This window comes from Fructobacillus papyrifericola (assembly GCF_018437235.1).
GTDB lineage: Bacteria > Bacillota > Bacilli > Lactobacillales > Lactobacillaceae > Fructobacillus > Fructobacillus papyrifericola.
In genome coordinates, this window is record NZ_JAAMFJ010000001.1 from 304057 (window position 1) to 327821 (window position 23765).

Sequence of the window (23765 nt, forward strand, 5' to 3'; positions counted from 1 at the left end):
CTGTTCACTGACCTTGTTTGATAGAGGGGAGCCCGATGGAACGGCACTTGATTTTAGAAGACGGGACCGTCTTTTCAGGCCAGGGGTTTGGCGCACCAGCCACGACTTTTGGCGAAATCATTTTTGATACAGCAACTTCTGGCTACCAGGAGACCATCACCAACCCAATTTATGACGGGCAGATGATTGTCTTTGCCATGCCGGTCGTTGGCGCCGATGGGATTCACGCGGAAGCCTACGAGTCCATCCAGCCAAAGATTCGGGGGATGATTGTCCACGACTTGGCCGAGGTTTCAACCAACCGACAACGGCGGATGAACTTGGACCGCTTTTTGCGTCAGCATAACGTCCCCGGCCTTTACCAGGTTGATACCCGTAAGCTGATCCGTCACCTTCGCGAGACCGGTTCGCAGAAGGCAACGATTGTCGATGTGGTCGATGACCATGCTAGAGACCAGCTTCAGGCCACGGTCTTGACCAATAAGCAGGTGCAAAATACTGCTACCAATAAGGCTTACGCTAACCCGGGCCGCGGCTTTCACATTGTCGTCATTGACTTTGGCTTGAAGAACGGGATTCTACGGGTGCTGGGGGATTACGATGCCAACGTCACGGTCCTGCCATACACCACTTCGGTTGACGAAGTCTTGACCCTGGATCCCGATGGGGTGATTTTCTCAACTGGTCCCGGCAACCCCGAGGACTTGCCTGAAAGCGTGTTGACTTTGATTCGCGTTCTGCAATCGAAGGTACCGCTTTTAGGAATCGGCCTTGGCCACGAGCTTTTTGCTCTGGCAAATAACTCGGCCTTAGCCGTCTTACCCGCTGAATACCACGGGATGAACCATCCCATTCAAGAAATCATTTCGCAAGAAATTCTCTATGCAAGACAGGGCCGGGGCTACGTGGTGGATCCAGAACAACTGGATACGAAAAAGCTCTTCGTGACCCACCGGGACTTGGTCGACCAATCGATTCAAGGCCTGCGTCACCGGGACTATCCTGCCTTTTCCGTCCAGTTTTTCCCCGATGGGGCACCGGGCCCACTTGAAGCAAAGCGCGTTTTTGCGGACTTTTTCGAAACGGTAATCGACTATGTACAAAAGAACAACTGATGAAAACTTAAAGCGCATTCTCTTTTTGGGATCTGGCGAAACGGACTTTGGCTTGCAGGGTGAAAACGATGCGGCCGTCTACCAGGTTTTACCTATCCTAAAGGCTCAGGGATACGCCCTTTTCTTAGTTGATGACAATCCCTATTCGCTGGCCTTGGAATCCGCTGATGCCGAAACCATTGTGGCAACGTTGACCGTTCAAAACATCAAGGCCATCATTAAAGAAAAGCAGATTGACGCGGTTTTTCCGGGCTTCGCCGGAATCCGCGGCATTCGCCTTTGGCAGCAAATCATCGCCGAATGGCGAGAAGAAGATGGCCCACGGCCGGTTGGCCTTGGCATGCCAGATTCGACGGTGTCCTTGTTGAACAATTCGGCGGCCCTCTTTGAACGTTTGGAATCGGCCGGCTTGGCCATGCCTAAGGCAACGATTGTCCGCAGCCAGGCCGAAGCCAACGAATTGTTGCGCGATTTGGAACTGCCACTGTTGGTTCGGGCGCATAACCCTGCCCAGGGCACGACCCGGCGCATTGTGCGTCGCTTAGACGACTTTGAGAGTGCGGTCGACGAAGTCTTGGAGCAGTCACTGACGAAAGAGGCGGTGATTTCAAAGGCTATCAACGGTTTGAAGGAAGTTTCTTTGCTGGTCTTACGAGACGCGGCGGGTAACACCATGCAAGTGGGTGCCTCTGAAGATATGGATCCAATTGGCATCCACACGGCCGATTCGCTTTCCGTAGCGCCGGTTTTGACCATTTCCGATCAAGTTCTCCAGGAGATGCGGACACAGGCCTTCTTGGTGGCTGACATTTTGGGTATTCAGGGGCCCGTGCACGTGCAGCTGGCCTTAAACGAAAAAACCAACCAGTTATACATTATTAAAGTCTCGCCATACCTGGACAACCTGTCGAATCGGATGGCCCTGCTAACCGGTTATCCTGTCATGCTAGTGGCCGCTCAACTGGCCACGGGCCGGCTAATTCAAGACGTTGAATTGCCAGCCTCTTATCACGAGAAGACGGCTATGATGGAACCGGTCATGGACCACATTGTCGTTAAATTACCAGTCTTTTCCTTCGGTGACTTGAAGGCGGCCGGCATTGAGGTTAAGCGCCAGCTGAACTCCATTCAAAAGTCGGTTGGGTCAGCTCTTGGATTCGGTCGGACTTTTATCGAAGCCATGGAAAAGGCCATCCGAGCGGCTCACTTTAACAACCGCTCCTTCTCGCCCAAGTACATGAAGCACGTGACCGACGACGAATTGATTCAGCAGCTGATTCATCCGCAAGACAACCGGGTTCTGCTGCTCTTAGAAGCACTTCGCCGGGGCTATGAAGTCGATGAATTAGCCGAACTGACCAAGATTGATGAATTCTACTTCTACCAGCTGAAGCACTTGCTGGAGATTGAAGGGCAGATCACCAATGGGGAGCCTAGCCAGGAATTGCTGAGAGAGGCCAAGTCATCCGGCTTGTCCGATGGTTTGTTGGCCCGTTTCTGGGAGAGCGACTTTCAGGCGATTCGGGAGCTGGCCAAGCAGGCTGGCGTCATTCCAACTTACAAGGCCCTGGAGCCGTCGGCTGGGGAGTTCCCGGAAAACGCCCACCAGTTCTTTGCGACTTTTGAAGAGGAAAACGAGTCGGTTCCGGTTTCCAACCGATCAATTTTGGTCATTGGACCAGGAGCCTTTCGAATGGGTGATGGCTCGGCGGCTGGTTACGCCACCTCGGTTGTCTTGTCCGAGTTGCGCAAGCTAGGCTACCAGACCGTCATCATGAACAACAATGCCTCAGATGCTTCCTTGCTCCCGCACTTGTCGGATAAGCAGTATTTGGAGCCTTTGGAGGTGTCGGACGTCATGGCCGTTGTCGACCAGGAAAAGCCGGAGGGCATCGTGGTCCCCGGTAACCGACGGAAGTTGATTGAAGCCCTGGTGGCCCTTGGCCAACAAGTCATTGTCCTGCCAAAGGAAAAGCACCAGCCGGCCGGCCCTGAGGAAGGTGAGTCGGAGTTTGCTTTGAACCTCTTTTACGATGGGGAACGAGCCTATCCGCTTGTTTTGACCCAGCACCAGGCCGGTGAAATCCGCTTGATTGACCAAGACGTTTTCGATGCGGACTTGGGCAGTGTCAAGCTGCCTTATTCCGGTGTTTACCAGTTGATTTGGCGAGAAAATCGCAGTGATTGGGCCAGGGAAGTGACCTTGCCGGACTTTGCCGTGGACTCCTGGTTGCGCCCAATGCCATACGGCCAGGTCGCCTTCCTATCAAAGATTCTCCAAGTTTCCTTGATTCGTCTGGTGGTCCGCTCCTGGAAGCAGGGCGGCTTGACCAACGATGACTTGGAGGCCCTGGTGGCCCACATGCCCGCTTTGAAGGGTTCGGACTTTGCCATGGTTTCTGACCGAACGGACTTTGACCTGCACTTGCGGCCGGCTTCACCCATTGATAGCACCCGCTTTGAAATGGGGGCCAAAATTGTCCGCTTAGAGGGGGATGACGATGGCCAAGGATAAGTACGAAACAGCGATTTTATTTGGCAAGCCCCTGCAAGAAGACGCTTCGGGTCAGCTTTTTGTTGAACCAAATGAAAAAGTCCACCCCTGGCGGATTGGTAAGCACACTAAGGGCAAGTTGATTGGCCCGGGCCAGGTCTTTTTGACCGAGCAAAACCAGAAGGTGCTGCTCGTGCGAGTCGAAGCGCTGGCCTTTAAAAACCGCCACGACTACCAGCCGATGGGCCGCTTTACAAAGGTAGTCCTGCCTCTGGCAGAAGAAAAATCAGAATAACCATCAAACAGCCTTTTTGGCTGTTTTTTCTTTTGCCTTTGTATTGGTCGGCCGGCTTTTTGTATAATAAAGAGACGAACATCTGTTTGCAAAATGAAGGAGGGGCCATGCTATCGTTTATTCACGCCGGGGATGTCCATTTGGGCAATCCCATGAGCGGCCTATCGAGAAACTTACCCAATAATTGGCAAGAAGCCGTCCAATCGGCCGGCTATCAGGCCTTTGACAAGCTGATCGACGCAGCAGTGAACCAGCGGGTCGACTTTGTTCTCTTTCCCGGTGATCTCTTGAACGGGGCAGGGCAATCCGCCAAAGTCCAGGCCACTCTCTTGCGTGGCTTTTTGAAGCTGCAAAAGGCCGGTGTTCAGGTCGTTCTCTCCTTTGGTAACCACGATTATGAAGCCTTTTCGGAAGCTTCCCTTGCCTGGCCCGAAAACGTTCACGTCTTTGGCCATGAGGTGGAAGAGATTGTTTTAAAGGCAAAAGACGGTCAGCGGGTGGCCTTTGTTGGCTTCTCCTATGCCGACCGGGCCGAACGACGGGACCGCTTGGCGGACTTTCCAAATAAGGGGGCCAATGTGGATTACGCCATTGGCCTCTACCACGGCATGCAGGGAAAGCCAGGGGACGACTACGCAGCCTTTTCACTGGATGCTATGCTGAAAAAGGGCTACGATTACTGGGCCCTTGGGCACATCCACCAACGGGCCGTCCTTCACGAAGAGCCGACCATTGCCTACTCGGGCAATCTCCAAGGATTGAATCGCAAGGAGACCGGAGCCAAGGGGGCTTACTTGGTAAAGGAAGAAGGTGGCCGCTTGCTTTCGACTTTCTTGGATTTGGCACCGCTTCGCTTTGAAGAAAAAGTGCTGGATAATCCCAGTGGGTTGCTTGACCTGCTAAAGGAGCTGCAGGGCACGTCCTTTGAGCAGCCGACCTTGCTTTCCCTGCGCCTTCAAGGGAGCATTGGGGAAGAGTTACGGCTGGCAGCAGCTCAGGGCGATTTGCTGGAAAAAGTCCAACAGGCCTTTCTTGGGTCGACCGACTTTTGGCCCATTCATTTTTTTGTTGAGGAGAAGGTCAGCGTGTCAAAGCCGGCCTTTGCCGCCATTGACTTTGATGAAGCAATTGAGCAAACGGTGGGGACCGAAAGCCTTTTGAACTTATTGTCCGACGAGGTACCGCTGGCCATCCGGGAATACTTCAGTGAAGAAGAAGGACAGGCGGCCGTGACTTTGAAATTACGACAGCTCTTTGAACAGGGGGAGGGCAGTGATGAAAATTGAAGAAATTCAGATTTCTGGCTTTGGTAAGTGGTCATCTGCCCACTTCACTGTCGACCAGGACTTTCAAGTCTTGACCGGGCCAAACGAGTCGGGTAAATCCACCTTAAAGGCCTTTGTGCTGGGCGTTTTCTTTGGCTTTCCAAAGGGGCGCAAAAGCGACCAGCAACTTTTTGAACCACGGTCGGGGGCTCGTTATGGTGGTTCTCTGACAATTGCTTGTCAAAAGGGCCGTTACCGCATCGAACGGATGGGCCGAACTCAATCGACGCTAACGGTTACCTCGCTTTCAAACGGCCTAGACTTACCCAATCCCGAGGACTTTTTAAAGGCCCTCTTTGCACCCTTGGAGGCGGTTGATTACCGGCAGATTTTCTCCTTCGATGAAGGCGAATTAAGCCAGGTGGCCAACTTGACGGCTGGCGACTTTGACCAGGTTCTGCTGGCCTACACGAGACCCCAAGCCCAGCGTTTCTTAAACTGGGCGACTGAGCAGAAGAAACTGGCGGAAAAGGCCTTTGCCAGTGGAAAGAATGGGAAGCGGCCACTGAATCTGGCCAGCCGGGCCTACCAAAAACTATTGCAGCAAAAGCAAGAGGAGGAAGGCAAGTACCAGGACTACCGCCGCTTGCAAGAAGAGGCCAGAAAGCTGGAAAAGCAGTTGGACCGCTTACATGAGTTAAGGAGTCATCAGCAGGCAAAGCAAGCCGAGCTGCAGGATTTGATTGACAGCTGGCCGCTCTTTGTCGAAAGCCAAAAGAGACAAGAATCGGATGGCTTGAGCGCTCAGCAGGTGCTGATTTCTCCGGAAGCAGAAGAGCAAATTCGTCGTCTCGATCAGGAGGGCCGTTTCTTAAAGGAACAGATTCTTCACAATCAAGAGGACTTGCAGACCCTCCAGTCGAGTCTGCAGCAACCCGCAGGAACTGGCGAAACAAGCCAAAACGTTCAGCAGACCTTAACGGATTTTGAGAACGTGCAGGCCGAAGGGCAACGACTGCTGAACCAGGTTGCGCTGACCAGTCGACTATTTGAGGGCGCTTTGCCCAGGCCACTTTCTAAGCGGGAAAAAGAGCTGCTGACGAAGTCAACGAAGGCTTTCTCCGTTGCTGCTTTGGCCTCTGGCCTGTTAGCCCTTTTGGCTTTCTTTTTCGGGCAGCTCCTCTTTTCTGGCGCTTTTGTCCTGCTGACGCTGCTTTCCTTTACTGGATTGGCAGTCAAAAAGCGGCGACAGAAGCGAATTCTCGAACGCTTCTACCCCCTTGATTTGGACGCCGTGCTTGCCGACCAGGAAAAGCTGCAGGCGGCCTGGCGGAATCAAGAAGACTTTGAAAAAGTCAGCTCGGATTTGGCTTTGAAGGAAGCGAAGCTGAGGGAGCAGTTGGTCGATTTCAACCTGCTCCAAGAGGCCCAGTTGAAAAATCTTTCGACGGCCGCTCTTCAGCAGTGGACGCACCGTTTTCTTGCTGAAAACACTGGCCAGAAAGAACAGCAACAGCGTCTGCGTTTGCAGGAAGCCCTTCGTCTGCAAAGTCGCTTAGCAGAGAAAAAGGATGCCCAGCAAAGGGCCCTTTATGGGCTGCTGGCCGAACAGTCGGTTGCGACTTTGGCGGACTTTTATCAGGCTTTGAAAGAGCAGAAACAAGAGCAGCAGGACGGAGACCGGGTCCAGTTGATTCGAAGGCAAATTGGTGAAAAACGCCTGGCCAACTTGCAGGCTCGCTTTGAAAAGCATGGGAAGGCGACCGAGCAGATTCTGCAAACTGAATTGGCCGCTGCCAAGCGGGCTGTAGAAGAGCAGGCGGGGCAGGAAAAGGGGCTTCAACAGGCCCTAGCCAATAACCAAAGTGCTCGGCTTCAATTGGAAAAAGACGGGGGACTTTCGGCTGTCGAACAGGCCTTGGAAAATCAAGCAAGTGATTTGAAGGAAGACTTTACCAGCTATCTGGCCGAATCGCTGGCCGAAGAGGTGGTGAAAAAGGCCTTCTTGGGCAAGGATGGGGATCAGGGCCAGGCTGTCTTAAAACAGGCGGGGGCTTACTTGGCGCAGTTAACGGCTGGTCGTTATCAGGAAATCACACTGGTGAAGGGAAAACTCATCGTCTCGAGCGGACGGGAACAAGGGGACTTTGGCAGTGTGCCTTTTCAGGCCGCTGAACTCTCTTCCGGTAGCCGAGATCTGCTCTATTTGGCCATTCGGCTGGCTTTGGCCATGACTTTGACGGTTGAAGAACCACTGCCACTTTTGATTGACGATGCTTTTGTCCACCTGGACAAAAAACGCCGGGAGTCCGCACTGGCCCTCATTCAAGAGATCGCCACGGAAAACCAAGTCCTCTACTGGACTTTTGATGAACGGTTGGAAAGTAAAAAGGCGCTTTTGTTAAGCAAGCAATAAAAAAAAGCCACTCACATGAGTGGCTTTTTTAGGTTATTTTGAAATGCCAGCGGTGTAGTAACCGGAAAGGGCGGTCTTCAAATCAGAATCCTTGACGTTGACGTTGGCCTTGTTCAAGAGCTTCCCGATGATTTGCTTCATCTTGTCTTGGTTATTGCTGTCGTTGATAAAGTCGTTGGTGATCTTATCCTTTAGCTTCTGCTCAATCTTTGACTGGGCAGGCTTGTCAGCCATCTTGTCCGTGCGAACAACGTAGTAAGTACCGTTCGAACCTTTGACAGGAGCACTTGAGTAGGCGCCGTCGTCCTGGTTAAAGGCGGCCTTGCGAATTTCGGAATCAACGGAAGTGTTGGTTGAATCAAAGGCAGGCATCTGACCGGTGCCAGTGACTGCCGAATTGCTCTGCGAATATTGGTTGTAAACGTCGTCCCAGGAAGTCCCGGAATCGAGTGCATCGATGGCGGCCTGGGCGTCGTCTTCGCTCTTGGCCGTAATCAGTGAGATGGTCGTGTCCGGCACGTAGTTTTCATAGGCCTGTGACAACTGGTCGGCTGAAATCTTGTAGTTGGCCTTTACGGCTGCCTGCATGACCTGCTTATCGCGCAGGGATTGCTTGTATTGCTTGTCAGACATGCCAGAGGAGGCCAAGTACTGCTTGAACTTGTCGTTACCGTACTGGGCCTTGATGGTCTTGTACTGGGTTTCGACGTCCGAGTCGGTCACTTGTTTTCCGTACTGCTTGTCTAAGACTTTGTTAACGACCATCTGGGCAAAGACGGTCCGACCGGCGGCTGACTGTTTAACTTCGTCGTAAAAGTCGGCCTGCGTAATCTTTCCATTATCGGTTGTGGCGAGTGTTTTTGATCCGTTGACAGCCAAATAAGTCAGGCCGGAAACGAAAACAATGGCAATAATGCCCCAAATTAATTTGCGGTGCATGTGTATCTTCCCTTTCGATTCTTGATAATCTTACCCATTCTATCATAGGTAGGGGATTTTGCTTATTTTTTCATCTGGGCCAAGGTTTCTTGGATGCGGGCTAAGGGGCCTTGAATCTTAAATTGGTAGCGCTTGACGTCCCGTTGTACCTCTTCTAGATCCTTTTGGTTTTCCGAAAGGGCCCGTTTCAACACTTCGGCCTGGTCCTTTGCCTGTTTTTGCAGGGCGTTGATTTCTTTTAGACGGGCAATGCCGTTCTTTACTTTATTAAAGGCCATTACTGTAACGCTTTCTTGATTTCGTCTGCAATTGCTTCGTAGCGCTTGGCATCGTAATCGGCTGAGTGGTCAATGGTTGGTGCCAAGGTTTCGCTCAAATTGTCATCGTCGTAACGGGGAATCAGGTGCCAGTGGGAGTGGATGACCGTTTGGCCAGCTGAAGTGCCGTTGTTAGACGAAATGTTCATACCGGTAATCTTCGGGTTGGTTGCCCGGATGGCCCGGGCCAACTTTGGTAGGAGTAAGAGGACCTGACGGGCCGTTTCATCGTCATAATCAAAGATGTTGTCGACGTGCTTTTTAGGGACCAAAAGCGTGTGGCCGGGGGTTACTTGCGAAATGTCTAGAAAGGCCAAAACGTGGTCGTCCTCGTAGACTTTGTAAGAAGGAATCTCACCTTCAATAATCTTGTCAAAAATATCGCTCATGAACGGCACTCCTTTTTGTTTTTTCTACTATATATTATAGCAAAGTCAACCGGGCCTGGTATAATGAAGACCATGGGATTACAAATCGACAATTTAACGGCTGGCTACGCGGGCCAGGCGGTGGTCTCTAACCTGACCTTTGAAGTGCCAAATGGAAAGATTGTGGCCCTCATTGGCTTAAACGGGGCGGGCAAGTCGACCACTCTAAAACAGGTGATTGGTCTTCGTCAGCCCTTAGCTGGACGCCTGGCAATCAACGGGCAGCAGCTCGATGCACAGCCAGCCGCCTACAAAAAGGCCCTGGCCTACATCCCCGAACAGCCGGTTTTGTACGAAGAGCTGACTTTAGATGAGCACTTGCACCTAGTCTTGGCCGCCCATGACCAAGACGACGAGGCCCACTGGCAAAAAGTCGAAGAGCTTCTTTCGCTCTTTCGCCTTGAAAAGAAGGGGCATTGGTTGCCAATCCACTTTTCAAAGGGAATGAAGCAGAAGGTGATGCTTGTTTCAGCCTTTGCACTCGATACCGACCTGCTGGTGATCGACGAACCCTTCTTGGGCTTGGATGTTTTGGCCCAAAAGCACTTGGTTCAGTTGATGAAGGAGAAGGCGGCTGCTGGAACGGCGGTTCTGTTGACAACGCATCTTCTGCAGCAAGCACTTGCTTACGTGGACGACTTTGCCCTCTTGGAAGGCGGTCACTTGGCCTTCTTTGGTTCGGGTGATGAACTTGCCAAGAGCCGGGGACTTGGCGTTGACGACTTGGATGACTTGTTTTCATGATGGGCCGAGATGCCACAATTGAATTCGACACGCTTTATGAAGAACGCTTTTTCAAGCAGCAGAGGCAAAATCAGCGCTATTTGAAGTTGCTCTTTAACGATCACTTCATGATCTTTTTGTTCATTGCCTTTGGTGGGGCGGTCTTGCTGTACCGACAGTATGCAGGCGAGCACCTGGCCATCTTTGGTTCCGTCCTGTCCCTCTGGTCGCTCATCGGCCTAGCCATTGTCCTTTTAGGCCTGACTTTCGGCCACTTGCAAAGCTATCTGGAAGCAGCCGATCGGGTCTTTTTGAATGCGGCAGACGAGTTCTTCTTGGAAAACTACTTCGTCAAAGTTAAGAACCGGGCCTTCCTCTACTTACTGCCCATCCAAGCCGCCTTCTTTTTGCTGGCGCTGCCCTTCTTGATTCAGGCGGGCTGTTCTTCAGCAGGGCTTCTCCTTGCACTCTTTTTACTCCAAGTCGCTGTCAAAGTCGGCCTGCTGAAAAAAGAAGAACGGGCCCTTTTCCTGACTTATCCAAGCGGGCAAAAGACGGTTAATTGGCAGCAGGTCTTAAAGCAGGCCGAGCGGCAGGCAGATCGCCGGAACCGCTTCTTTGCTCTTTTCGCAGCCGTTCCTGGTCGACAAAGTCCGGTCAAGCGGCGGGCTTTCTTGGACTTGTTCCTCTCGAAAATGACCTTTCAAAGAAATCCCCAGGAGCAGCTGGCCTACCGAATCCTGCTCCGTTATCAGGGAGGCGTCAACCTGGTCTTTCGCCAGTGGCTCTTGGTGCTAGTCTTGCTGCCGATTTTAAGAAAAGAGGCCGAGTACTGGCCCCTGCTCTTGGTCGCGGGCTTTGCTTACCTCGCTAAAAGACAACTGCTGCCCGTCTTTAAAAGGGCCGAGGGCGTCCTCTGGAACCCCTTGCTTTTTTTCGATCAGAAGAAACGGCAGAAGGACTTTGATAAGGCCATTAACCGCTTGCTTTATCCAATGTTGCTTTTGCTGGATTTGGAAATCACTTGGCTTTTCTCAGCTTCAACTGGTCTTTACGCCTTTTTGATTGGTTGGGGAATCGTCAAAATTCTTACAATAAAGAAATAAAAAACCTCTAAAGGAGAACGCACATGCATTTACGTTCAAAGCCTTGGGCAAAGCCCTGGCTGGAAGCACACCAAGATTTGGTTATTGACCAAGACCGGGCCCAGGAATTAAAGGGGCAGTGGCAGGGCATTTTTGATAAAAATCAGCCCATCCACGTTGAAATTGGTTCTGGAAAGGGCCAGTTTATTTTAGGCATGGCCTTAGCCCATCCTGAAATCAACTACATCGGCATGGAAATTCAGGAAACGGCCGTGGCCATTGCGGCCCGCAAGTCCTTTGACCAGGTCGGTGTCTTGCCCAACCTCCGTTACCTCTATGGGAACGGGTCTGGTGTCGAAACCTACTTTGAAAAGAGTGAAATCGAAAAGATTTACCTGAACTTTTCCGATCCATGGCCAAAGACCAGGCACGAGGCCCGGCGTCTGACTTACAAGTCCTTCCTTTCTTCCTACAAGGCTGTTTTGCCTGATGGGGGTGAAGTTGAATTCAAGACGGACAACCGTCACCTCTTCGAATATTCACTGGTTTCCTTCATGGACTTTGGCATGCGCTGGACAGCCGAAGACTATACCATGGATTTGCACGCCGACCCTGACAAAGTCGAGGGCAACGTGAAGACCGAGTACGAGGAAAAGTTCCTAGCCAAGGGACAGCCCATCTATAAGGTGAAGGCGCACTTTTAAAAGACATAAAAAAACGCGAACCAGGAAGTTCGCGTTTTTTTTTTTTTAATTATTTTTCGGCTTCGTCCCGCAGAAAGTTGCGCATGTTGCGGAAGCCATCGATGGCCAACTTTGCTGAAAGCTGGTCCGGGAAGCGCTGGACGTGGACATTGACGACGTCCGAGTTGGCAAAGATTTCCACCCGGTGAACCAGGTAGTGGGGGGTGTTGACCCCGGTTGAAAGGGAGATGACGTCACCGGCCTGTGGACGGACGGGAAGGGAGACGTTGGTTTCCACCCGGGCGGAAGCGACAATGAAGTTGTATTGAACCATAAATGAACCTTTCCAAGTAAAATGTATTTTTTTCTTTGAAGTGGCCTTTTCGTAAAAGGAGTCACTCCTATTGTATGGGTCTTAGAAAAAATTGCAAATCAAGGACCTAACACAAAGGGGCATGACCACTTTGGCCAGGCACTGGGATCCGCTGCCCGGCCTTTGTATAATAAAAAAGCAACCAAGAGAAATCTTGATCACTTTTTGAAGAAGTGCACTGAGGGGGAGTCGAACCCTCGACCTGCCGGGTAGAAACCGGCTGCTCTATCCAGCTGAGCTACCAGTGCATTTAAATAACAAACTTTAGTTTAGCAAAATCGGGTCGGAAAGGAAAGATTGAAGATCCAAATCTTTCCCAGGGCTGCTAAGTGACTTGAGAAGGTGATAAAGGGACAGTTTTGGACCTTGTTATTTTCCTGTAAATCGCTGATAATCATTTGGTAGCAAAGGAGATTAAAATGTTAGCGTATTTATACCTTGCCCTGGCAGTAATCGCCGAAACCACTGGTACGGCCCTGATTGGCCAAACAAACGGTTTTACAAAACTGTTACCGACAATTTTGACTTTGGCTTGTTATGGCCTTTCCTTCTACTTGTTAGCCCAAGTGGTCAAGGTCATTCCCGTCCATCTGGCCTACGCCATTTGGTGCGCGAGTGGTATACTAATTATCACGAGCTTGAGTGTGGTCGTCTTCAAGGCGACCTTGAATTGGCAGACAGTGTTGGGATTAGTCTTTCTAATCATCGGTGTCGTTTTGGTTAATCTTTTTGGGCGCGTACATTAAGTAGACTTGGGGAAGCCTGTCCCTAAGCAATTGAGGAGGAAAACATGGCAGAAAACACAACAGCAAACGGCTTTACTTGGCCGGAAGTAAAAGAAAATATGAAGCAGATTTTCACCTGGTCATATTACAAGGAAGGTTTCTCCGGCTGGGACCGCTCGTCATACGTTTGGTTGGCAATTGGTCTAGTTGTCATTATTTCGACTGGTTTGGCACACGGATTGAACTACTTGTCCGTGATGTCCATGCTTGGTGGTGCAATTGGTTTCACTTGTACCTTGGCAATCACGGCCAACCGTCGAATTAACGGCCTGCTTGGCTTTATCTCAGCCGTCTTGATTTCCATCGTGGCCTTCCATTCAAAAAACTATTCGGACATCGTCATGCAGATGATCTACCTGGTGACGTTGGACTTGAACTTCATGTTCTTTGGAAACGCTTGGCAGAACCGTGAAATCAAGCCAATGAACAAGCATGGTTGGGGCGTTGCCGCCACAACGGCCGTCATTGCCTTCATCCTGCTCTACACGCTGGACACGAAGATCTTGATTTCACCCCGTCCAATCATCGATGCCTTCTCAGCAACGGTTGGTATTACCGGTGCCGTCTTGACGGTTTCAAAGTACCGTTCACAGTACTGGATGTGGGCATTGCAGGGAATTATGTCAGTTAGCCTCTGGGGCTTGACGGCTTTGCAAGGGGATGCCAACTGGGTGCTCTTTGCAACCTACGTTCTCTACTTAGGAAACGACGTCCTTGGTTTGTTCTTCTCACCATGGGCCCGCGCCATGAAGGCTGCTAAGTAATCCCTTCACATAGAGAGAAAAAAATAAAGCGCAAGTAAGAGGTCAAAGAATTGTCAATTAGGACAACTTTTTGACCTCTTTTGTCATTAAGCAACAGAAAAGCAGGCTTTGTCCCAGCCCCTTGTTATACTCAGCGTGAAAAAGTCGCCCGGCGACAAAACTTTGAAAGAAGGATAACACAATGACTAAAACAACCGATGCCCGCGTTCTTCGCTCGCGCTACGTCATGCGCCACGCTGCCATGGATTTGCTAGCCGAATCCGACCGCTTTTCCATTTCAGAACTACTGGCGACGGCCAAGGTGACCAGGGGGACTTTTTACCGGCACTACAGCAACAAGGCCGATCTGATTCGTGATGTCAATCAACACCTGGTTAACCAACTCCTCGTTCACACGAAAAAGCGCTTTGCCTGCTATGACATGATTCGCCAAATTGAAAAAGAAGCGCCCTTCTTCCACGAGGTCTTCAACCACCAAAAGGATGTCGACTTGCCCTTCTTATTAATGCAGGAACTGCGTGACCTGCGGGACGTGGCCTTACGGGACTTGCGCTCGAGTGCCTTGAAAACGCGGATTGTCTTCCAGTGGGAAATGATGACGGCCGCCTTCTTTGCTGCGGTCTCCCTTTGGCTAGAGGAGGGAATGCCCTTTTCGGCTGCGGATTTGGTAATGGAATTTAAGGCGTTGTGGAAGGGGACTTCCGGGCGGACGAAAAAGTCTGCTCAGGCGCTGTTCGACTTTACCATTCGGCTGGATGAAGACGAGCTGAAGGAGACCCTGTCAGTTGAGCAAGCAAAACCGGTTCTGAGTTGAGCTGGCAGACGTATCGGCCCTTTGTTAAAGCGACTGGCTAAATGGGTTGAATCGTTGCAATTTCTAGAAGTTCTTGCTATACTTAAACAGTTGTTAGCGCAGCTACAACCACACGGTGCAGGTATAAGTTTGTTCTTTGAACCGCCTCGTATCGGTGAGTCTAAGTATAAAAGGAGAATTCAATAATGGCATATGCAATTATTGTAACTGGCGGCAAGCAATACAAGGTCGCCGAAGGCGACACCATCTTTGTTGAAAAGTTGGACGCACAAGAAGGCGACAAGGTTGTCTTCGACCAAGTGGTCTTGACTGATTCAAAGATCGGTACACCTTTCGTTGAAGGTGCTAAGGTTACTGCGACTGTGGAAAAGCAAGGTAAGGAAAAGAAGGTTGTGACTTTCAAGTACCGTCCTAAGAAGCACTCCCACACGAAGCAGGGACACCGCCAACCATACACGCGCGTGACGATTGATTCCATCGCGTAATCATCACTGTAAAAGGAGAATAGACTTATGTTGATGAATCAAGATAACTTACAACTCTTTGCCCACCACAAGGGTGGTGGATCATCTGCCAACGGACGTGACTCAGCCGGTCGTCGTCTTGGTACGAAGGTTGCTGACGGTCAAGACTTGACTGCCGGTTCAATCATCTACCGCCAACGCGGAACGCACATCTACCCAGGTGTGAACGTTAAGCGTGGTAACGACGATACGCTCTTCGCGTTGACTGATGGCGTTGTAAAGTTCGAACGTAAGGGTCGCGACAAGCGTCAAGTTTCCGTTTATACTCGGGAAGAATACAACAAGTTGGCTAAGGCCTAAGTTGTTGGGAAAAGCAGGCATTGCCTGCTTTTTTTATTGGCTTATTTTGATTAAAAAGTCATCATAAAACTTTTATAAAGGCTTTTTTAATCGGAATCTATTCTTTCTTTAAAACGAATCTGTGTTACAATGGCCAAAAGAAAACAAATGAGGAGGCAGTTCATGGCATTTTACGAAAAGCGAATCGCAAAACTGCAAAAGTTGTTGAAGCAGTTGGATCTACAGGGGATGGTCATCACCAATGGTTCCAACATGCGTTACCTGACCGGCTTTACCGGTGGTACGGGGGATGGTGTTTTGGTCGTTTCCCTGGCCGACGCTGCCTTTATTACGGACGCCCGCTATGAAAACGAATACGTGAACGCCTTGCCTGAAGGCGTTTCACTCAGCGTGACCCGTGCTTACTACCAGGTCGCCGTTGAAAAAGTCGTTGCCTTTGGCATCAAGAAGCTCGGCTTCGAAGCCGACATGGCCTATGGCACTTATGAACTCTTGGATGATCTCTTGCCAGCAGACATTAGCTTTGACGCCGTGCCAGGAGCAGTCGAAGCCCTTCGTGAAATTAAGGATGAGGCGGAAGCCGACGCCCTTCGTAAGGCGGCCGAAGCTTCGACCAAGGCCTTTAACGAGTTGATGACGGAAATCAAGGTTGGCATGACCGAACGGGAAGTGGCCAACCGCCTGGACGCCTTGCAAAAGAAGTATGGGGCTGACAAGCCATCCTTTGACACGATTGTTGCTTCCGGTGTCCGTTCATCAATGGCGCACGGTACAGCCACTGATAAGAAGCTTGAAAAGGGTGACTTGGTCACGATTGACTTTGGTTACTACGTGGATGGTTATACGTCTGACGTCACGCGGACGATTGCCATGGGCGAGGTTGCGCCCGAACTAAAGAAGATTTACGAAGTGGTCAAGCAGGCCAACGAAGACACCATCGATGTCATTAAGCCTGGCTTGTCAACGGAGGAAGTTGACCGGGTAGCCCGGGACTACATTACGGGTGAAGGCTTCGGGGATGACTTTAACCACGGAACCGGCCACGGTGCTGGTTTGGACATTCACGAAGGACCGATCTTGTCCGTGCACTCATCAGACGAAGTGCAGGCCGGTAACTTGCTGACGGTTGAACCGGGCATTTACTTGGCCGGAAAGGGCGGCGTTCGAATTGAAGACGACGTCTTGGTAACGGAAAAGGGGCACGAAGTGTTGACGGCTGGCATTCCAAAGGACTTGCTTGTCATTGATCGTTAATTATAAAAAGTCGCTGACTTCGTCAGCGATTTTTTTGTTTTTAAGACGGGCAGCAGGCAAAATAATGTTAAGATAAAAGAAGGAGGCAGCGATGGAAACGATTTCTTTGCGACACACCAATGACATGCACTCACACTTTGGTCCATGGCCAAAGATTAAGCGCTTTTTGTTAAAGGACGGGCCCAAAAACGGCACGGTTTTTCGCTTTGACATTGGCGATGCCATTGATCGTTTACACCCGCTGACCGATTCGACTTTGGGCAAGGGCAACGTGGCCATCATGAACGAGGCCAAGTACACGGCCGTCACGATTGGCAACAACGAGGGGCTGGTGATGCCCCATGCTGACTTGAACCACCTGTACGACGAGGCGGACTTTGACGTCTTGTTGGCGAACATGGTTGATGCCGAAACGAGCGGTCAACCCGCTTGGGCCGACCCTTATAAGATTTATGAAACGGCGGCCGGTACCAAAGTCGCGGTCCTCGGCATGACCGCACCCTACCAGCAAACCTACCAAACGCTGGGCTGGCTACCGGAAGAACCAGAAGAGGTACTTGACCGCTTGTTGCCAGAGTTACGGGCGAAAGCCGACTTGGTCGTCTTGCTTTCCCACCTGGGCCTGCCAACCGACCGTGATTTGGCTAAAAAGTACGACTTGGACGTGATTATCGGGGCCCACACTCACCATGTCTTACCCGAAGGGGAAGAGGACAATGGGACCTGGCTAGCAGCTGCTGGCCGTTACGGGGACCATGTTGGTGAAGTGCTCATCGATGTCGATGAAAAGCACCAAGTTCAAAGTGTTTCGGCCAAGGCCTACCGGACAGATGAATTGCCGGAAGAGACTTTTGACGAGGAAACGGTGGCGGCCATTGATCAGGCCGGGATTGAGTCTGAAATGAAGGAAATGGTGACGACTTACGAACCGGCCGTGACCACAGAACAGCAGGCCAAAGATTGCCTGGAAGCCCTGGCTGACTTTTACCACTTACCAGTGGCGATTTGTTCGACCGGCCTCTTCTTAAAGGACCTACCGGCCGGCCCCAAGTCCAAGTATGTCTTTTTGGAAGACATGCCGCACACCATCCAACCGATGCTGGTTGAACTGACGGGCAAGCAGTTGATTGCCTGGTTAGAAGAGTATGAGGAAAAGGCGGCAGAGCTCTTGACCCAACGAATTAAGGGGTCTGGTTTTCGTGGACAAGTCTTTGGTCGCTTACTGGCCAAAGGGATTGAGAAAAACGAAAACAATAAGTACACTTATAATGGCAAGCTTATTGAAGAGGGTGAAAGCTATTCGGTGGCCACCCTTGACCATTACCGCTGGTTGGACTTTTTCAAGATGTTAGATGAAGCACCAGCCGAAATTCGCCTAGACGTTTTCCTTCGGGAAATGATGGCGGACTATTATCAAAAAATTGAGGAAGAGGCAGTTGTTATACCTGCCAACTAATTTGACATGGATCACGCGACCTTAAAAGATCGAACAATTGAACAACAGCAGCGCCGCCAGGCCGAATACCAGGTCAACCGTTTCGGGGATGAACTGGAAATCGACGGCTTGAAGCTGGCCCTGGTCTTTAACTTTAAGGAGGCCTTCTCTGAAGAAGGCCTGGCCCTGCGCTATACGCCTTTGTTGAAGCAATACGACTACGTGGTTGGGGACTTGTCCGCCGGACAATTGCGTCTCCGTGGCTTCTACCATGAAGAGCGGGATGTTTCAGCAGACCAAAAGATCGATACCTTGGCGGATTATCTATACGAAACCGTTAATTTTGGTGCCCCTTACTTCATTTTGCAGAGTCAAAACAGCCACTTCCGACCAAGTAAGAAGACGGATTACTTGACCTACTGGGAAGAAGAGCAGCAACGAAAGCAGGCCGAAAAGCAGGCTAAGCAAAAGAAAAAGGGGAATCAGCAGAGAAAAAAGAAGCCAAGCAATCAGCGGCAGAACAGGCCAAGTAAGCGGGGCGCTCAAGAAGAGGGCCAGAAAAAGTCTGCCAAGGGGCAAGGCCGTCGGCACCGCTTTACGGAACGCAATCGAGAAGACAACCAGAACCAAACGGCTAAGCAGGGGCCAAGGCAAGCAAGTAGCCAAGGCAAAAAGGAAGAAACTGCGCCTGGTCAAGGAAAGAAGCGGCGGAACCGCCGTCGGCGTCGCAATCCGGCTGAAGAAAAGCAGCAGGGCCAACCAGCCAATGGCCAGGCAACAACAGCCCAGTCCAAGCAAAAGAACCAGCCTGCCGGCTCGAAGAAGGCCCGGAGTCAGCAGCGTTCAGGCAAGCAAAGCGGGCAAAAGCAAAAGCCCCGTGCTCAGAAGAACGCTTCAGAGGCAAAGACGAAGCCGAAGGTTAATGGTCAACAAAAGCAGGTCAAGCACCGCTTTACTGTTAAAGAACGAAATGATTAAAAAAGAACCGATAGTGGTTCTTTTTTCTTTGTTTGCAAGAGTCATTGTTGAAAATTTCTTGACTTTTTGTAACCCTGTTAAATATAATTGGGTTACACAATTTTAAGGAGAGAAAAATGACGCATTCAAAAGTACGCGATTTAACCCTTGAAGCGGCCATGCTGGCCCTGCTGATTGTCTTTGCCATGGTACCGGGGATGACCTTAGGCTTCTTGCCAGTTCCAGTTGTGGTTCAAAACCTTGGTGTGATGCTGATCACCTTGATTCTGGGGGCCCGCCGTGGAAGCTTAGTCATGGCTGTCTTCATCATCATGATTGCCCTGGGCCTTCCAGTTTTGACCGGTGGTCACGGGGGCTTGGCCATTTTGGTTGGACCAACGGCCGGCTACATCTGGGCCTGGCTCTTTCAGCCAGCGGTCTTTGCCTTTTTATCCAAGTTTTGGCCGAAAAAAGAGGGACAAATTCGTCCAGGGGTCTTCCAATCTTTCGTTTTAATCTTTATGATTGACTTAGTACTTGTCTATGGAATGGGCGTCGCCTGGCTTAGCTGGACTGCCCACCTCGACTTTTTCAAGACCTACCTGGCCAACATGATTTTTGTGCCTGGTGATTTGGTCAAAGTCGCCCTAGCAACCATCGTCGTGAAGGCCTTGCCCGCAAAGATGTTTGACTAAGTTTTCTGATTAAGGAAGTTTGTTTTAATGGTCTTAGAAAAACTGAAAACAAAGGACCGCGTCCTAGATGATCTATTGAAGAAACCAGGAACCTATTTTTCTGGTGATCAGTTAGCGACCGATTTGGCCATTTCGCGTGAGTCCGTGTGGAAGGCCGTGAAGGCCTTGCAAAAAGACGGCCACCGGATTGTGTCAAAGAAAAAGTCTGGCTACGCCTATCTGTATTCGGACCATGTCAATGAGCACGTTCTAACAGCCTACTTAGAACAACTGTCTTCTGGAAAGCAAGACTTTGAGAAAATCATGGTCTTTGACAACATTGGTTCGACACAGACTTACGCCAAGGACTACGTGGCCAAGCACCCCAGCCAAAAGCCAGCCGTTTTTACGGCGCGGACGATGGATGCGGGCTATGGCCGGCGTGGACGGGCCTTCTTTGCCGCAAAGGATCGCGGAATTTACCTATCGATGACCATGCCAGTTGCCCGTAAGGAACTGGTGGCTTCACTCCTCACCACTTCCGCAGCCGTTGTCTTGGCTCAGGTGATTGAAGAGTTCTTCCCAGGCACGGCTGTTTCCTTGAAATGGGTGAACGATTTGATCGTCAACCAGCACAAAGTCGGTGGTATTCTGACCGAGGCGGTTTACGATATGGAAAACCAGCAGTTCTCTGGTCTGGTGCCAGCTTTCTTCGTGAACTTGCTGCCGGCAGATTATCCAGAAGAGATTTCCAACAAAGCTGGCTCGGTTTTGCAAGAAGAGCAGCCGGTGGATTTGAACTTGATTGCCGCAACGGTTGTCTTGCGCTGGATTCAGATGGCCAACGACTATTTGGACGGGCGCTACATGGATGCATATCGAGAGCGTTCCTTCTTGATTGGCCAGGTCGTCACGGTACAAGTTGGTCAAGAGCAGTTGACTGGTGAAGTGGTTGGGATTTCCAATCAGGGTGCCTTGGAGCTGAAGCTTGAATCTGGTGAAACACGGGTGCTTTATGCCGGTGAAGTCACCAAGGTCAAGTTGATGGAGAATCTGAACTTATAGGAGTTTGCCATGCGATTGGTCTTTGCTTCAAACAATGGCGCTAAAACGAGAGAGTTAGCGTTGTTGGCAAAAGAAATGGGACAAGAGATTGTTTCCTACAAAGATGTTTTAGGGAAAAAACTGGAGTTCCCAGCAGAAAGTACCGATAATCAGGTGGAAAACGCCAAGCAGAAGGCTAACTTTATCCACGGTTATCTGCCAGACGAATGGATTTTGTCTGATGACACGGGCTTTTATTTAGAGGCCTTTCCCAATCGCTTTGGTGTCACGGCTGCCCGTGAGTTCCGGGAGTCAGGACTTCGTGGCATTGAGCAGGAAAATGCCTATATTTTGGATTTGTATAAAGATATCCCCGATGAGAAGCGGGGTGCGTACTTGCTTGCCACGATGGCGTTGTGTTCGCCAGAAGGCGAGCTCTTTGTTGCCGCCAAGCGCGGTGGCGTAGCCATCGCAAGAGAACCGAAGGGCGGGCCAGAATTGGCCGGCCTGACAGATCTCTTGCTGGCGGAAAACGGGAAAACCCTTTCGTCCATGCCCTTAGAAGAGGCGGTTGACTACCACGACCGTTCCCGCACCCTAAAGGCCCTGCTTGACCAAGTGGCCGAATCAGAAAAATAAATCGAATGGTCCGTTTCCTTGTTATGAGGCGACGGACTTTTTTGGTCTAGTCGGCTGCTTTGTCTGGAGAGGAAAAGCGTGCTAAAATATAAAGGTTAATTTGACGTTTGGCCTTGCAGGCCTGTAAAGGAGTGCTGATGAGACAAGCAAAATCCGCCTACTGGCAAAAGATTGTGGATGACGCAAGAGACGAGCAGGGGAATCCCCGACCCTTCTTTTCAATGGCACCAATGGAGGCCGTGACCGACACGATTTTTCGTCGGGTGGTCGCTAAAGCCGGTGGCCCCGATACTTACTACACGGAGTTTACCAACGCCGCTTCGATGGTTCATCCAGAAGCCAAGTTCTCCATTCAAGGTCGCTTAGCCGTTGCGCCAGGCGAACAGATGCCAATTGCCCAAATTTGGGGCTCCAAGGCCGAGGCCATTGCCGGGGCCGCCAAGCTCTTACCTGAAATGGGCTATGAGGCCGTTGACTTGAACATGGGCTGCCCGGATGGGACGGTCATTAAGAATTCGGCTGGTTCCGACTTGATTCGCCACCCGGACACGGCTTTGGAATTGATTGCGGCTGCCAAGGAATCCGGTCTGCCGGTTTCCGTTAAGACCCGCTTGGGCTTTTACAAAGTCGACGAATACCACGCCTGGTTGGAAACAATTTTGAAGGCCGACGTGCAAGTCCTAACCATCCACCTGCGAACCCGTAAGGAAATGTCCAAGGCCGATGCGCACTTTGAGCTAATCGACGACATTATCGCCATGCGGGACCGCTTGGCACCGAATACGCTCTTGCAGATTAACGGGGATATTAAGAATTATCAGCAGGGGCTCGAATTGGCCGCTGCCCATCCCGGGGTCGACGGGATCATGATTGGTCGGGGGGTCTTAGAGGATCCCTACGCCTTTAATCATGAGGAAAAGGCGCATAGCTTGTCGGAATCGATTGACTTGTTGAAGCTGCAATTGGACCTCTTTGATGAAGTGACCAAGACGGTAACACCAAAGCACTTCGAAGCCTTGAAGCGTTACTTCAAGATTTACCTGCGCGGCTTTGCCCACGCTTCACAGCTGCGGCAAATGCTGATGGAAACGCATGCAACCGATGAAGTTCGGGCCATCTTGGACGAGCACGTCGGCGATTTGGTCAAAAACGAGGACTGCTAAGTAGCCCTGTGCTATACTAATAACAATTAAAAGAACTTGGTTGAGGTCGTACTCAAGGATTTGTCTAACGGGGGAGTTAGGCAATCTTTGGCTACGGCCTTTTTTCTTGATTGGAGAAGGAGAAAAATGACAACACTGGTTTTTGCATCACTATTACTGCTGGCTTTGGTCCTTTCCTGGCTGGCCGAACGGCTGGGCCTACCGGCCGTGGTCGGCCAAATTGGGGCGGGTCTGGTTTTAGGGCCGGCTGGTTTCCACTTGCTATCGGCTAATTCTGGAACGGCCCACTGGGCCGAAATCGGGGTGATTCTACTCATGTTCTTGGCCGGCATTGAATCGGACTTGGACCTCTTAAAGGCCCACTTGAAAAAGTCGCTCTCGGTCGCTTTGGCAGGGGTGGTGACACCCTTTGTCCTTTTCTACCTCTTTGCCGTTGTTCTGAATTACGGAAACGAACAAGCCTTGCTCTGGGGTGTCCTTTTCTCCGCCACGTCAGTTTCCATTACGGCCCAGGTCTTAACCGACTATAAGCAGCTGAAATCAGAAGCAGGGTCGACCATTTTGGGGGCGGCCGTCATTGACGATTTGCTAGCGGTTGTCATGTGGACGATTTTTGAAGCGACTTTTGGATTGGGCGAGGGGGCGAAAGGCAACTTGCTGCTGACCCTGTTTGAAATGGCGGCTTATCTCTTCTTGATTCTGCTCTTGCTCTACTTCCTCCTGCCAAAACTCTTGCCAATTCTAGAAAAAATTTCCCAGCCGGCGGTAATTTTGACCGTTGTGTTTGCCATCTTGCTTTTTTCGGCTTATGGAGCCGAGCAGGTTGGCCTGTCCGGTGCCATCGTCGCCTTCTTGATTGGTCTGCTCTTTACCCGCTTGCCGGATCGACAGGGGATTGAGCACGGCCTAACGATTGTCGGAAATGTTGTCTTTATTCCGATTTTCTTTGCGGACATTGGCTTGAAGGTCTCCTGGGCCGGGCAGGGGAAACACCTCTGGCTTATTGTTGGCCTGACTGTCTTAGCCATTTTGACAAAGTGGCTGGGCCCTTATCTGGGCGCACGGGTCTTTGGCATGGCCAAGCATCCGGCCCACATTGTGGCCGTTGGAATGGTTTCCCGTGGGGAAATGGCCTTGGTGATTGCCAACTTGGCTCTGGCGGCTGGACTTTTGGAGAAGAGCCTTTATGGGGCCTTCGTCCTCGTCATCTTGTTGACCACCGTCTTTACGCCAATTGTTTTAAAACCGCTGTTGAAGAAGGCCTAAAGTATCGTCATTT

Annotated in this window: 25 protein-coding genes, 1 tRNA gene and 1 other annotated feature; of the genes, 21 read left to right on the forward strand and 5 right to left on the reverse strand. The window is 50.9% G+C overall.

Going from position 1 to position 23765, the window contains the following annotated elements; translation table 11 throughout:
- Nucleotides 1-35 precede the first annotated feature (35 nt).
- From G6R28_RS01360 to G6R28_RS01380, 5 genes are all read left to right on the forward strand, one after another.
- Nucleotides 36-1115, forward strand: a complete 1080-nt coding sequence (locus G6R28_RS01360; protein ID WP_213792449.1) for a carbamoyl phosphate synthase small subunit — start codon at nucleotides 36-38, stop codon at nucleotides 1113-1115.
- Nucleotides 1096-3630, forward strand: coding sequence for a carbamoyl phosphate synthase preATP-grasp domain-containing protein (locus G6R28_RS01365; RefSeq protein ID WP_213792450.1), 2535 nt, complete (start codon nucleotides 1096-1098; stop codon nucleotides 3628-3630). The genes G6R28_RS01360 and G6R28_RS01365 overlap by 20 nt, the downstream gene beginning before the upstream one ends.
- Nucleotides 3617-3904, forward strand: a complete 288-nt coding sequence (locus G6R28_RS01370) for a DUF7671 family protein (protein WP_213792451.1) — start codon at nucleotides 3617-3619, stop codon at nucleotides 3902-3904. Before G6R28_RS01365 ends, G6R28_RS01370 begins: the two co-directional genes overlap by 14 nt.
- Before the next feature lie 107 nt (nucleotides 3905-4011).
- Complete coding sequence (locus G6R28_RS01375) at nucleotides 4012-5190, forward strand: metallophosphoesterase family protein (protein WP_213792452.1); 1179 nt, start codon at nucleotides 4012-4014, stop codon at nucleotides 5188-5190.
- Nucleotides 5180-7585 carry an AAA family ATPase gene (locus G6R28_RS01380; protein WP_213792453.1) on the forward strand — a complete coding sequence of 802 codons (2406 nt, stop codon included), beginning with the start codon at nucleotides 5180-5182 and terminating at the stop codon, nucleotides 7583-7585. The genes G6R28_RS01375 and G6R28_RS01380 overlap by 11 nt, the downstream gene beginning before the upstream one ends.
- Before the next feature lie 33 nt (nucleotides 7586-7618).
- On the opposite strand, the gene G6R28_RS01385 is transcribed toward G6R28_RS01380, so the two are convergent.
- The 3 genes from G6R28_RS01385 to G6R28_RS01395 form a co-directional block, all read right to left on the reverse strand.
- Nucleotides 7619-8524, reverse strand: coding sequence for a peptidylprolyl isomerase (locus G6R28_RS01385; protein ID WP_213792454.1), 906 nt, complete (start codon nucleotides 8522-8524; stop codon nucleotides 7619-7621).
- Nucleotides 8525-8586: 62 nt separating this feature from the next.
- Entirely contained in the window at nucleotides 8587-8802 is a 216-nt protein-coding gene (locus tag G6R28_RS01390; RefSeq protein ID WP_213792455.1) for a hypothetical protein, read from the reverse strand.
- The gene (locus G6R28_RS01395) at nucleotides 8802-9230 is read right to left on the reverse strand and encodes an HIT family protein (protein WP_213792456.1); all 429 of its coding nucleotides are present in this window, start codon (nucleotides 9228-9230) and stop codon (nucleotides 8802-8804) included. The genes G6R28_RS01390 and G6R28_RS01395 overlap by 1 nt, the downstream gene beginning before the upstream one ends.
- A 72-nt stretch (nucleotides 9231-9302) precedes the next feature.
- Between G6R28_RS01395 and G6R28_RS01400 the strand changes: the two genes are divergently transcribed.
- From G6R28_RS01400 to trmB, 3 genes are read left to right on the forward strand one after another with little or no spacing between them, the layout of a single operon-like run.
- Nucleotides 9303-10013 carry an ABC transporter ATP-binding protein gene (locus G6R28_RS01400; RefSeq protein ID WP_213792457.1) on the forward strand — a complete coding sequence of 237 codons (711 nt, stop codon included), beginning with the start codon at nucleotides 9303-9305 and terminating at the stop codon, nucleotides 10011-10013.
- The gene (locus G6R28_RS01405; RefSeq protein WP_213792458.1) at nucleotides 10010-11098 is read left to right on the forward strand and encodes an ABC transporter permease; all 1089 of its coding nucleotides are present in this window, start codon (nucleotides 10010-10012) and stop codon (nucleotides 11096-11098) included. The genes G6R28_RS01400 and G6R28_RS01405 overlap by 4 nt, the downstream gene beginning before the upstream one ends.
- Nucleotides 11099-11121: 23 nt before the next feature.
- On the forward strand, nucleotides 11122-11781 hold the full coding sequence (gene trmB / locus G6R28_RS01410; RefSeq protein WP_213792459.1) for a tRNA (guanosine(46)-N7)-methyltransferase TrmB: 660 nt from the start codon (nucleotides 11122-11124) through the stop codon (nucleotides 11779-11781).
- A 49-nt stretch (nucleotides 11782-11830) separates the two neighbouring features.
- On the opposite strand, the gene G6R28_RS01415 is transcribed toward trmB, so the two are convergent.
- Complete coding sequence (locus tag G6R28_RS01415; protein WP_213792460.1) at nucleotides 11831-12094, reverse strand: hypothetical protein; 264 nt, start codon at nucleotides 12092-12094, stop codon at nucleotides 11831-11833.
- A 213-nt stretch (nucleotides 12095-12307) separates the two neighbouring features.
- Nucleotides 12308-12381: transfer RNA gene (locus G6R28_RS01420), tRNA-Arg, on the reverse strand.
- A 171-nt stretch (nucleotides 12382-12552) separates the two neighbouring features.
- Between G6R28_RS01420 and G6R28_RS01425 the strand changes: the two genes are divergently transcribed.
- The 13 genes from G6R28_RS01425 (at nucleotide 12553) to G6R28_RS01485 (ending at nucleotide 23752) form a co-directional block, all read left to right on the forward strand.
- Nucleotides 12553-12879: a DMT family transporter gene (locus G6R28_RS01425; protein ID WP_213792461.1), complete on the forward strand. Its 327-nt coding sequence runs from the start codon at nucleotides 12553-12555 to the stop codon at nucleotides 12877-12879.
- A 44-nt stretch (nucleotides 12880-12923) separates the two neighbouring features.
- A complete protein-coding gene (gene pnuC / locus G6R28_RS01430) occupies nucleotides 12924-13682 on the forward strand; it encodes a nicotinamide riboside transporter PnuC (protein WP_213792462.1) in 759 nt (252 codons plus the stop codon).
- A 181-nt stretch (nucleotides 13683-13863) separates the two neighbouring features.
- Nucleotides 13864-14496, forward strand: a complete 633-nt coding sequence (locus G6R28_RS01435) for a TetR/AcrR family transcriptional regulator (RefSeq protein WP_213792463.1) — start codon at nucleotides 13864-13866, stop codon at nucleotides 14494-14496.
- A gap of 96 nt (nucleotides 14497-14592) precedes the next feature.
- Nucleotides 14593-14668 (forward strand) — a sequence feature (ribosomal protein L21 leader region).
- Nucleotides 14669-14681: 13 nt separating this feature from the next.
- Entirely contained in the window at nucleotides 14682-14981 is a 300-nt protein-coding gene (gene rplU / locus G6R28_RS01440; protein ID WP_010690655.1) for a 50S ribosomal protein L21, read from the forward strand.
- A gap of 27 nt (nucleotides 14982-15008) precedes the next feature.
- On the forward strand, nucleotides 15009-15320 hold the full coding sequence (gene rpmA, locus G6R28_RS01445; protein WP_274381062.1) for a 50S ribosomal protein L27: 312 nt from the start codon (nucleotides 15009-15011) through the stop codon (nucleotides 15318-15320).
- A gap of 162 nt (nucleotides 15321-15482) precedes the next feature.
- Nucleotides 15483-16574, forward strand: a complete 1092-nt coding sequence (locus G6R28_RS01450; RefSeq protein ID WP_213792464.1) for an aminopeptidase P family protein — start codon at nucleotides 15483-15485, stop codon at nucleotides 16572-16574.
- 91 nt (nucleotides 16575-16665) lie between these two features.
- A complete protein-coding gene (locus G6R28_RS01455; protein WP_213792465.1) occupies nucleotides 16666-18030 on the forward strand; it encodes a bifunctional metallophosphatase/5'-nucleotidase in 1365 nt (454 codons plus the stop codon).
- Nucleotides 18031-18036: 6 nt separating this feature from the next.
- Nucleotides 18037-18987: a YutD family protein gene (locus tag G6R28_RS01460; protein ID WP_213792466.1), complete on the forward strand. Its 951-nt coding sequence runs from the start codon at nucleotides 18037-18039 to the stop codon at nucleotides 18985-18987.
- 116 nt (nucleotides 18988-19103) lie between these two features.
- Nucleotides 19104-19661: a biotin transporter BioY gene (locus tag G6R28_RS01465; RefSeq protein ID WP_213792467.1), complete on the forward strand. Its 558-nt coding sequence runs from the start codon at nucleotides 19104-19106 to the stop codon at nucleotides 19659-19661.
- Between the two features lie 27 nt (nucleotides 19662-19688).
- Nucleotides 19689-20705 carry a biotin--[acetyl-CoA-carboxylase] ligase gene (locus G6R28_RS01470; protein WP_213792468.1) on the forward strand — a complete coding sequence of 339 codons (1017 nt, stop codon included), beginning with the start codon at nucleotides 19689-19691 and terminating at the stop codon, nucleotides 20703-20705.
- A gap of 9 nt (nucleotides 20706-20714) precedes the next feature.
- Nucleotides 20715-21323 carry a non-canonical purine NTP pyrophosphatase gene (locus tag G6R28_RS01475; protein WP_213792469.1) on the forward strand — a complete coding sequence of 203 codons (609 nt, stop codon included), beginning with the start codon at nucleotides 20715-20717 and terminating at the stop codon, nucleotides 21321-21323.
- 137 nt (nucleotides 21324-21460) lie between these two features.
- Nucleotides 21461-22486, forward strand: a complete 1026-nt coding sequence (locus G6R28_RS01480) for a tRNA dihydrouridine synthase (protein WP_213792470.1) — start codon at nucleotides 21461-21463, stop codon at nucleotides 22484-22486.
- 126 nt (nucleotides 22487-22612) lie between these two features.
- On the forward strand, nucleotides 22613-23752 hold the full coding sequence (locus tag G6R28_RS01485; protein ID WP_213792471.1) for a cation:proton antiporter: 1140 nt from the start codon (nucleotides 22613-22615) through the stop codon (nucleotides 23750-23752).
- The last annotated feature ends 13 nt before the right edge of the window (nucleotides 23753-23765 follow it).

Excerpts from the sequence above, each read along its gene's own strand:
- G6R28_RS01370 (WP_213792451.1), top strand. The coding sequence starts at position 3,617 with ATGGCCAAGGATAAGTACGAAACAGCGATTTTATTTGGCAAGCCCCTG.
- G6R28_RS01465 (WP_213792467.1), top strand. The coding sequence starts at position 19,104 with ATGACGCATTCAAAAGTACGCGATTTAACCCTTGAAGCGGCCATGCTG.
- G6R28_RS01375 (WP_213792452.1), top strand. The coding sequence starts at position 4,012 with ATGCTATCGTTTATTCACGCCGGGGATGTCCATTTGGGCAATCCCATG.
- G6R28_RS01380 (WP_213792453.1), top strand. The coding sequence starts at position 5,180 with ATGAAAATTGAAGAAATTCAGATTTCTGGCTTTGGTAAGTGGTCATCT.
- G6R28_RS01390 (WP_213792455.1), bottom strand. The coding sequence starts at position 8,802 with ATGGCCTTTAATAAAGTAAAGAACGGCATTGCCCGTCTAAAAGAAATC.
- G6R28_RS01450 (WP_213792464.1), top strand. The coding sequence starts at position 15,483 with ATGGCATTTTACGAAAAGCGAATCGCAAAACTGCAAAAGTTGTTGAAG.
- G6R28_RS01400 (WP_213792457.1), top strand. The coding sequence starts at position 9,303 with ATGGGATTACAAATCGACAATTTAACGGCTGGCTACGCGGGCCAGGCG.
- G6R28_RS01365 (WP_213792450.1), top strand. The coding sequence starts at position 1,096 with ATGTACAAAAGAACAACTGATGAAAACTTAAAGCGCATTCTCTTTTTG.
- G6R28_RS01360 (WP_213792449.1), top strand. The coding sequence starts at position 36 with ATGGAACGGCACTTGATTTTAGAAGACGGGACCGTCTTTTCAGGCCAG.
- rpmA (WP_274381062.1), top strand. The coding sequence starts at position 15,009 with ATGTTGATGAATCAAGATAACTTACAACTCTTTGCCCACCACAAGGGT.
- trmB (WP_213792459.1), top strand. The coding sequence starts at position 11,122 with ATGCATTTACGTTCAAAGCCTTGGGCAAAGCCCTGGCTGGAAGCACAC.
- G6R28_RS01455 (WP_213792465.1), top strand. The coding sequence starts at position 16,666 with ATGGAAACGATTTCTTTGCGACACACCAATGACATGCACTCACACTTT.
- G6R28_RS01470 (WP_213792468.1), top strand. The coding sequence starts at position 19,689 with ATGGTCTTAGAAAAACTGAAAACAAAGGACCGCGTCCTAGATGATCTA.
- G6R28_RS01385 (WP_213792454.1), bottom strand. The coding sequence starts at position 8,524 with ATGCACCGCAAATTAATTTGGGGCATTATTGCCATTGTTTTCGTTTCC.
- G6R28_RS01395 (WP_213792456.1), bottom strand. The coding sequence starts at position 9,230 with ATGAGCGATATTTTTGACAAGATTATTGAAGGTGAGATTCCTTCTTAC.
- rplU (WP_010690655.1), top strand. The coding sequence starts at position 14,682 with ATGGCATATGCAATTATTGTAACTGGCGGCAAGCAATACAAGGTCGCC.
- G6R28_RS01485 (WP_213792471.1), top strand. The coding sequence starts at position 22,613 with ATGACAACACTGGTTTTTGCATCACTATTACTGCTGGCTTTGGTCCTT.
- G6R28_RS01460 (WP_213792466.1), top strand. The coding sequence starts at position 18,037 with ATGGATCACGCGACCTTAAAAGATCGAACAATTGAACAACAGCAGCGC.
- G6R28_RS01425 (WP_213792461.1), top strand. The coding sequence starts at position 12,553 with ATGTTAGCGTATTTATACCTTGCCCTGGCAGTAATCGCCGAAACCACT.
- G6R28_RS01480 (WP_213792470.1), top strand. The coding sequence starts at position 21,461 with ATGAGACAAGCAAAATCCGCCTACTGGCAAAAGATTGTGGATGACGCA.
- G6R28_RS01415 (WP_213792460.1), bottom strand. The coding sequence starts at position 12,094 with ATGGTTCAATACAACTTCATTGTCGCTTCCGCCCGGGTGGAAACCAAC.
- pnuC (WP_213792462.1), top strand. The coding sequence starts at position 12,924 with ATGGCAGAAAACACAACAGCAAACGGCTTTACTTGGCCGGAAGTAAAA.
- G6R28_RS01435 (WP_213792463.1), top strand. The coding sequence starts at position 13,864 with ATGACTAAAACAACCGATGCCCGCGTTCTTCGCTCGCGCTACGTCATG.
- G6R28_RS01475 (WP_213792469.1), top strand. The coding sequence starts at position 20,715 with ATGCGATTGGTCTTTGCTTCAAACAATGGCGCTAAAACGAGAGAGTTA.
- G6R28_RS01405 (WP_213792458.1), top strand. The coding sequence starts at position 10,010 with ATGATGGGCCGAGATGCCACAATTGAATTCGACACGCTTTATGAAGAA.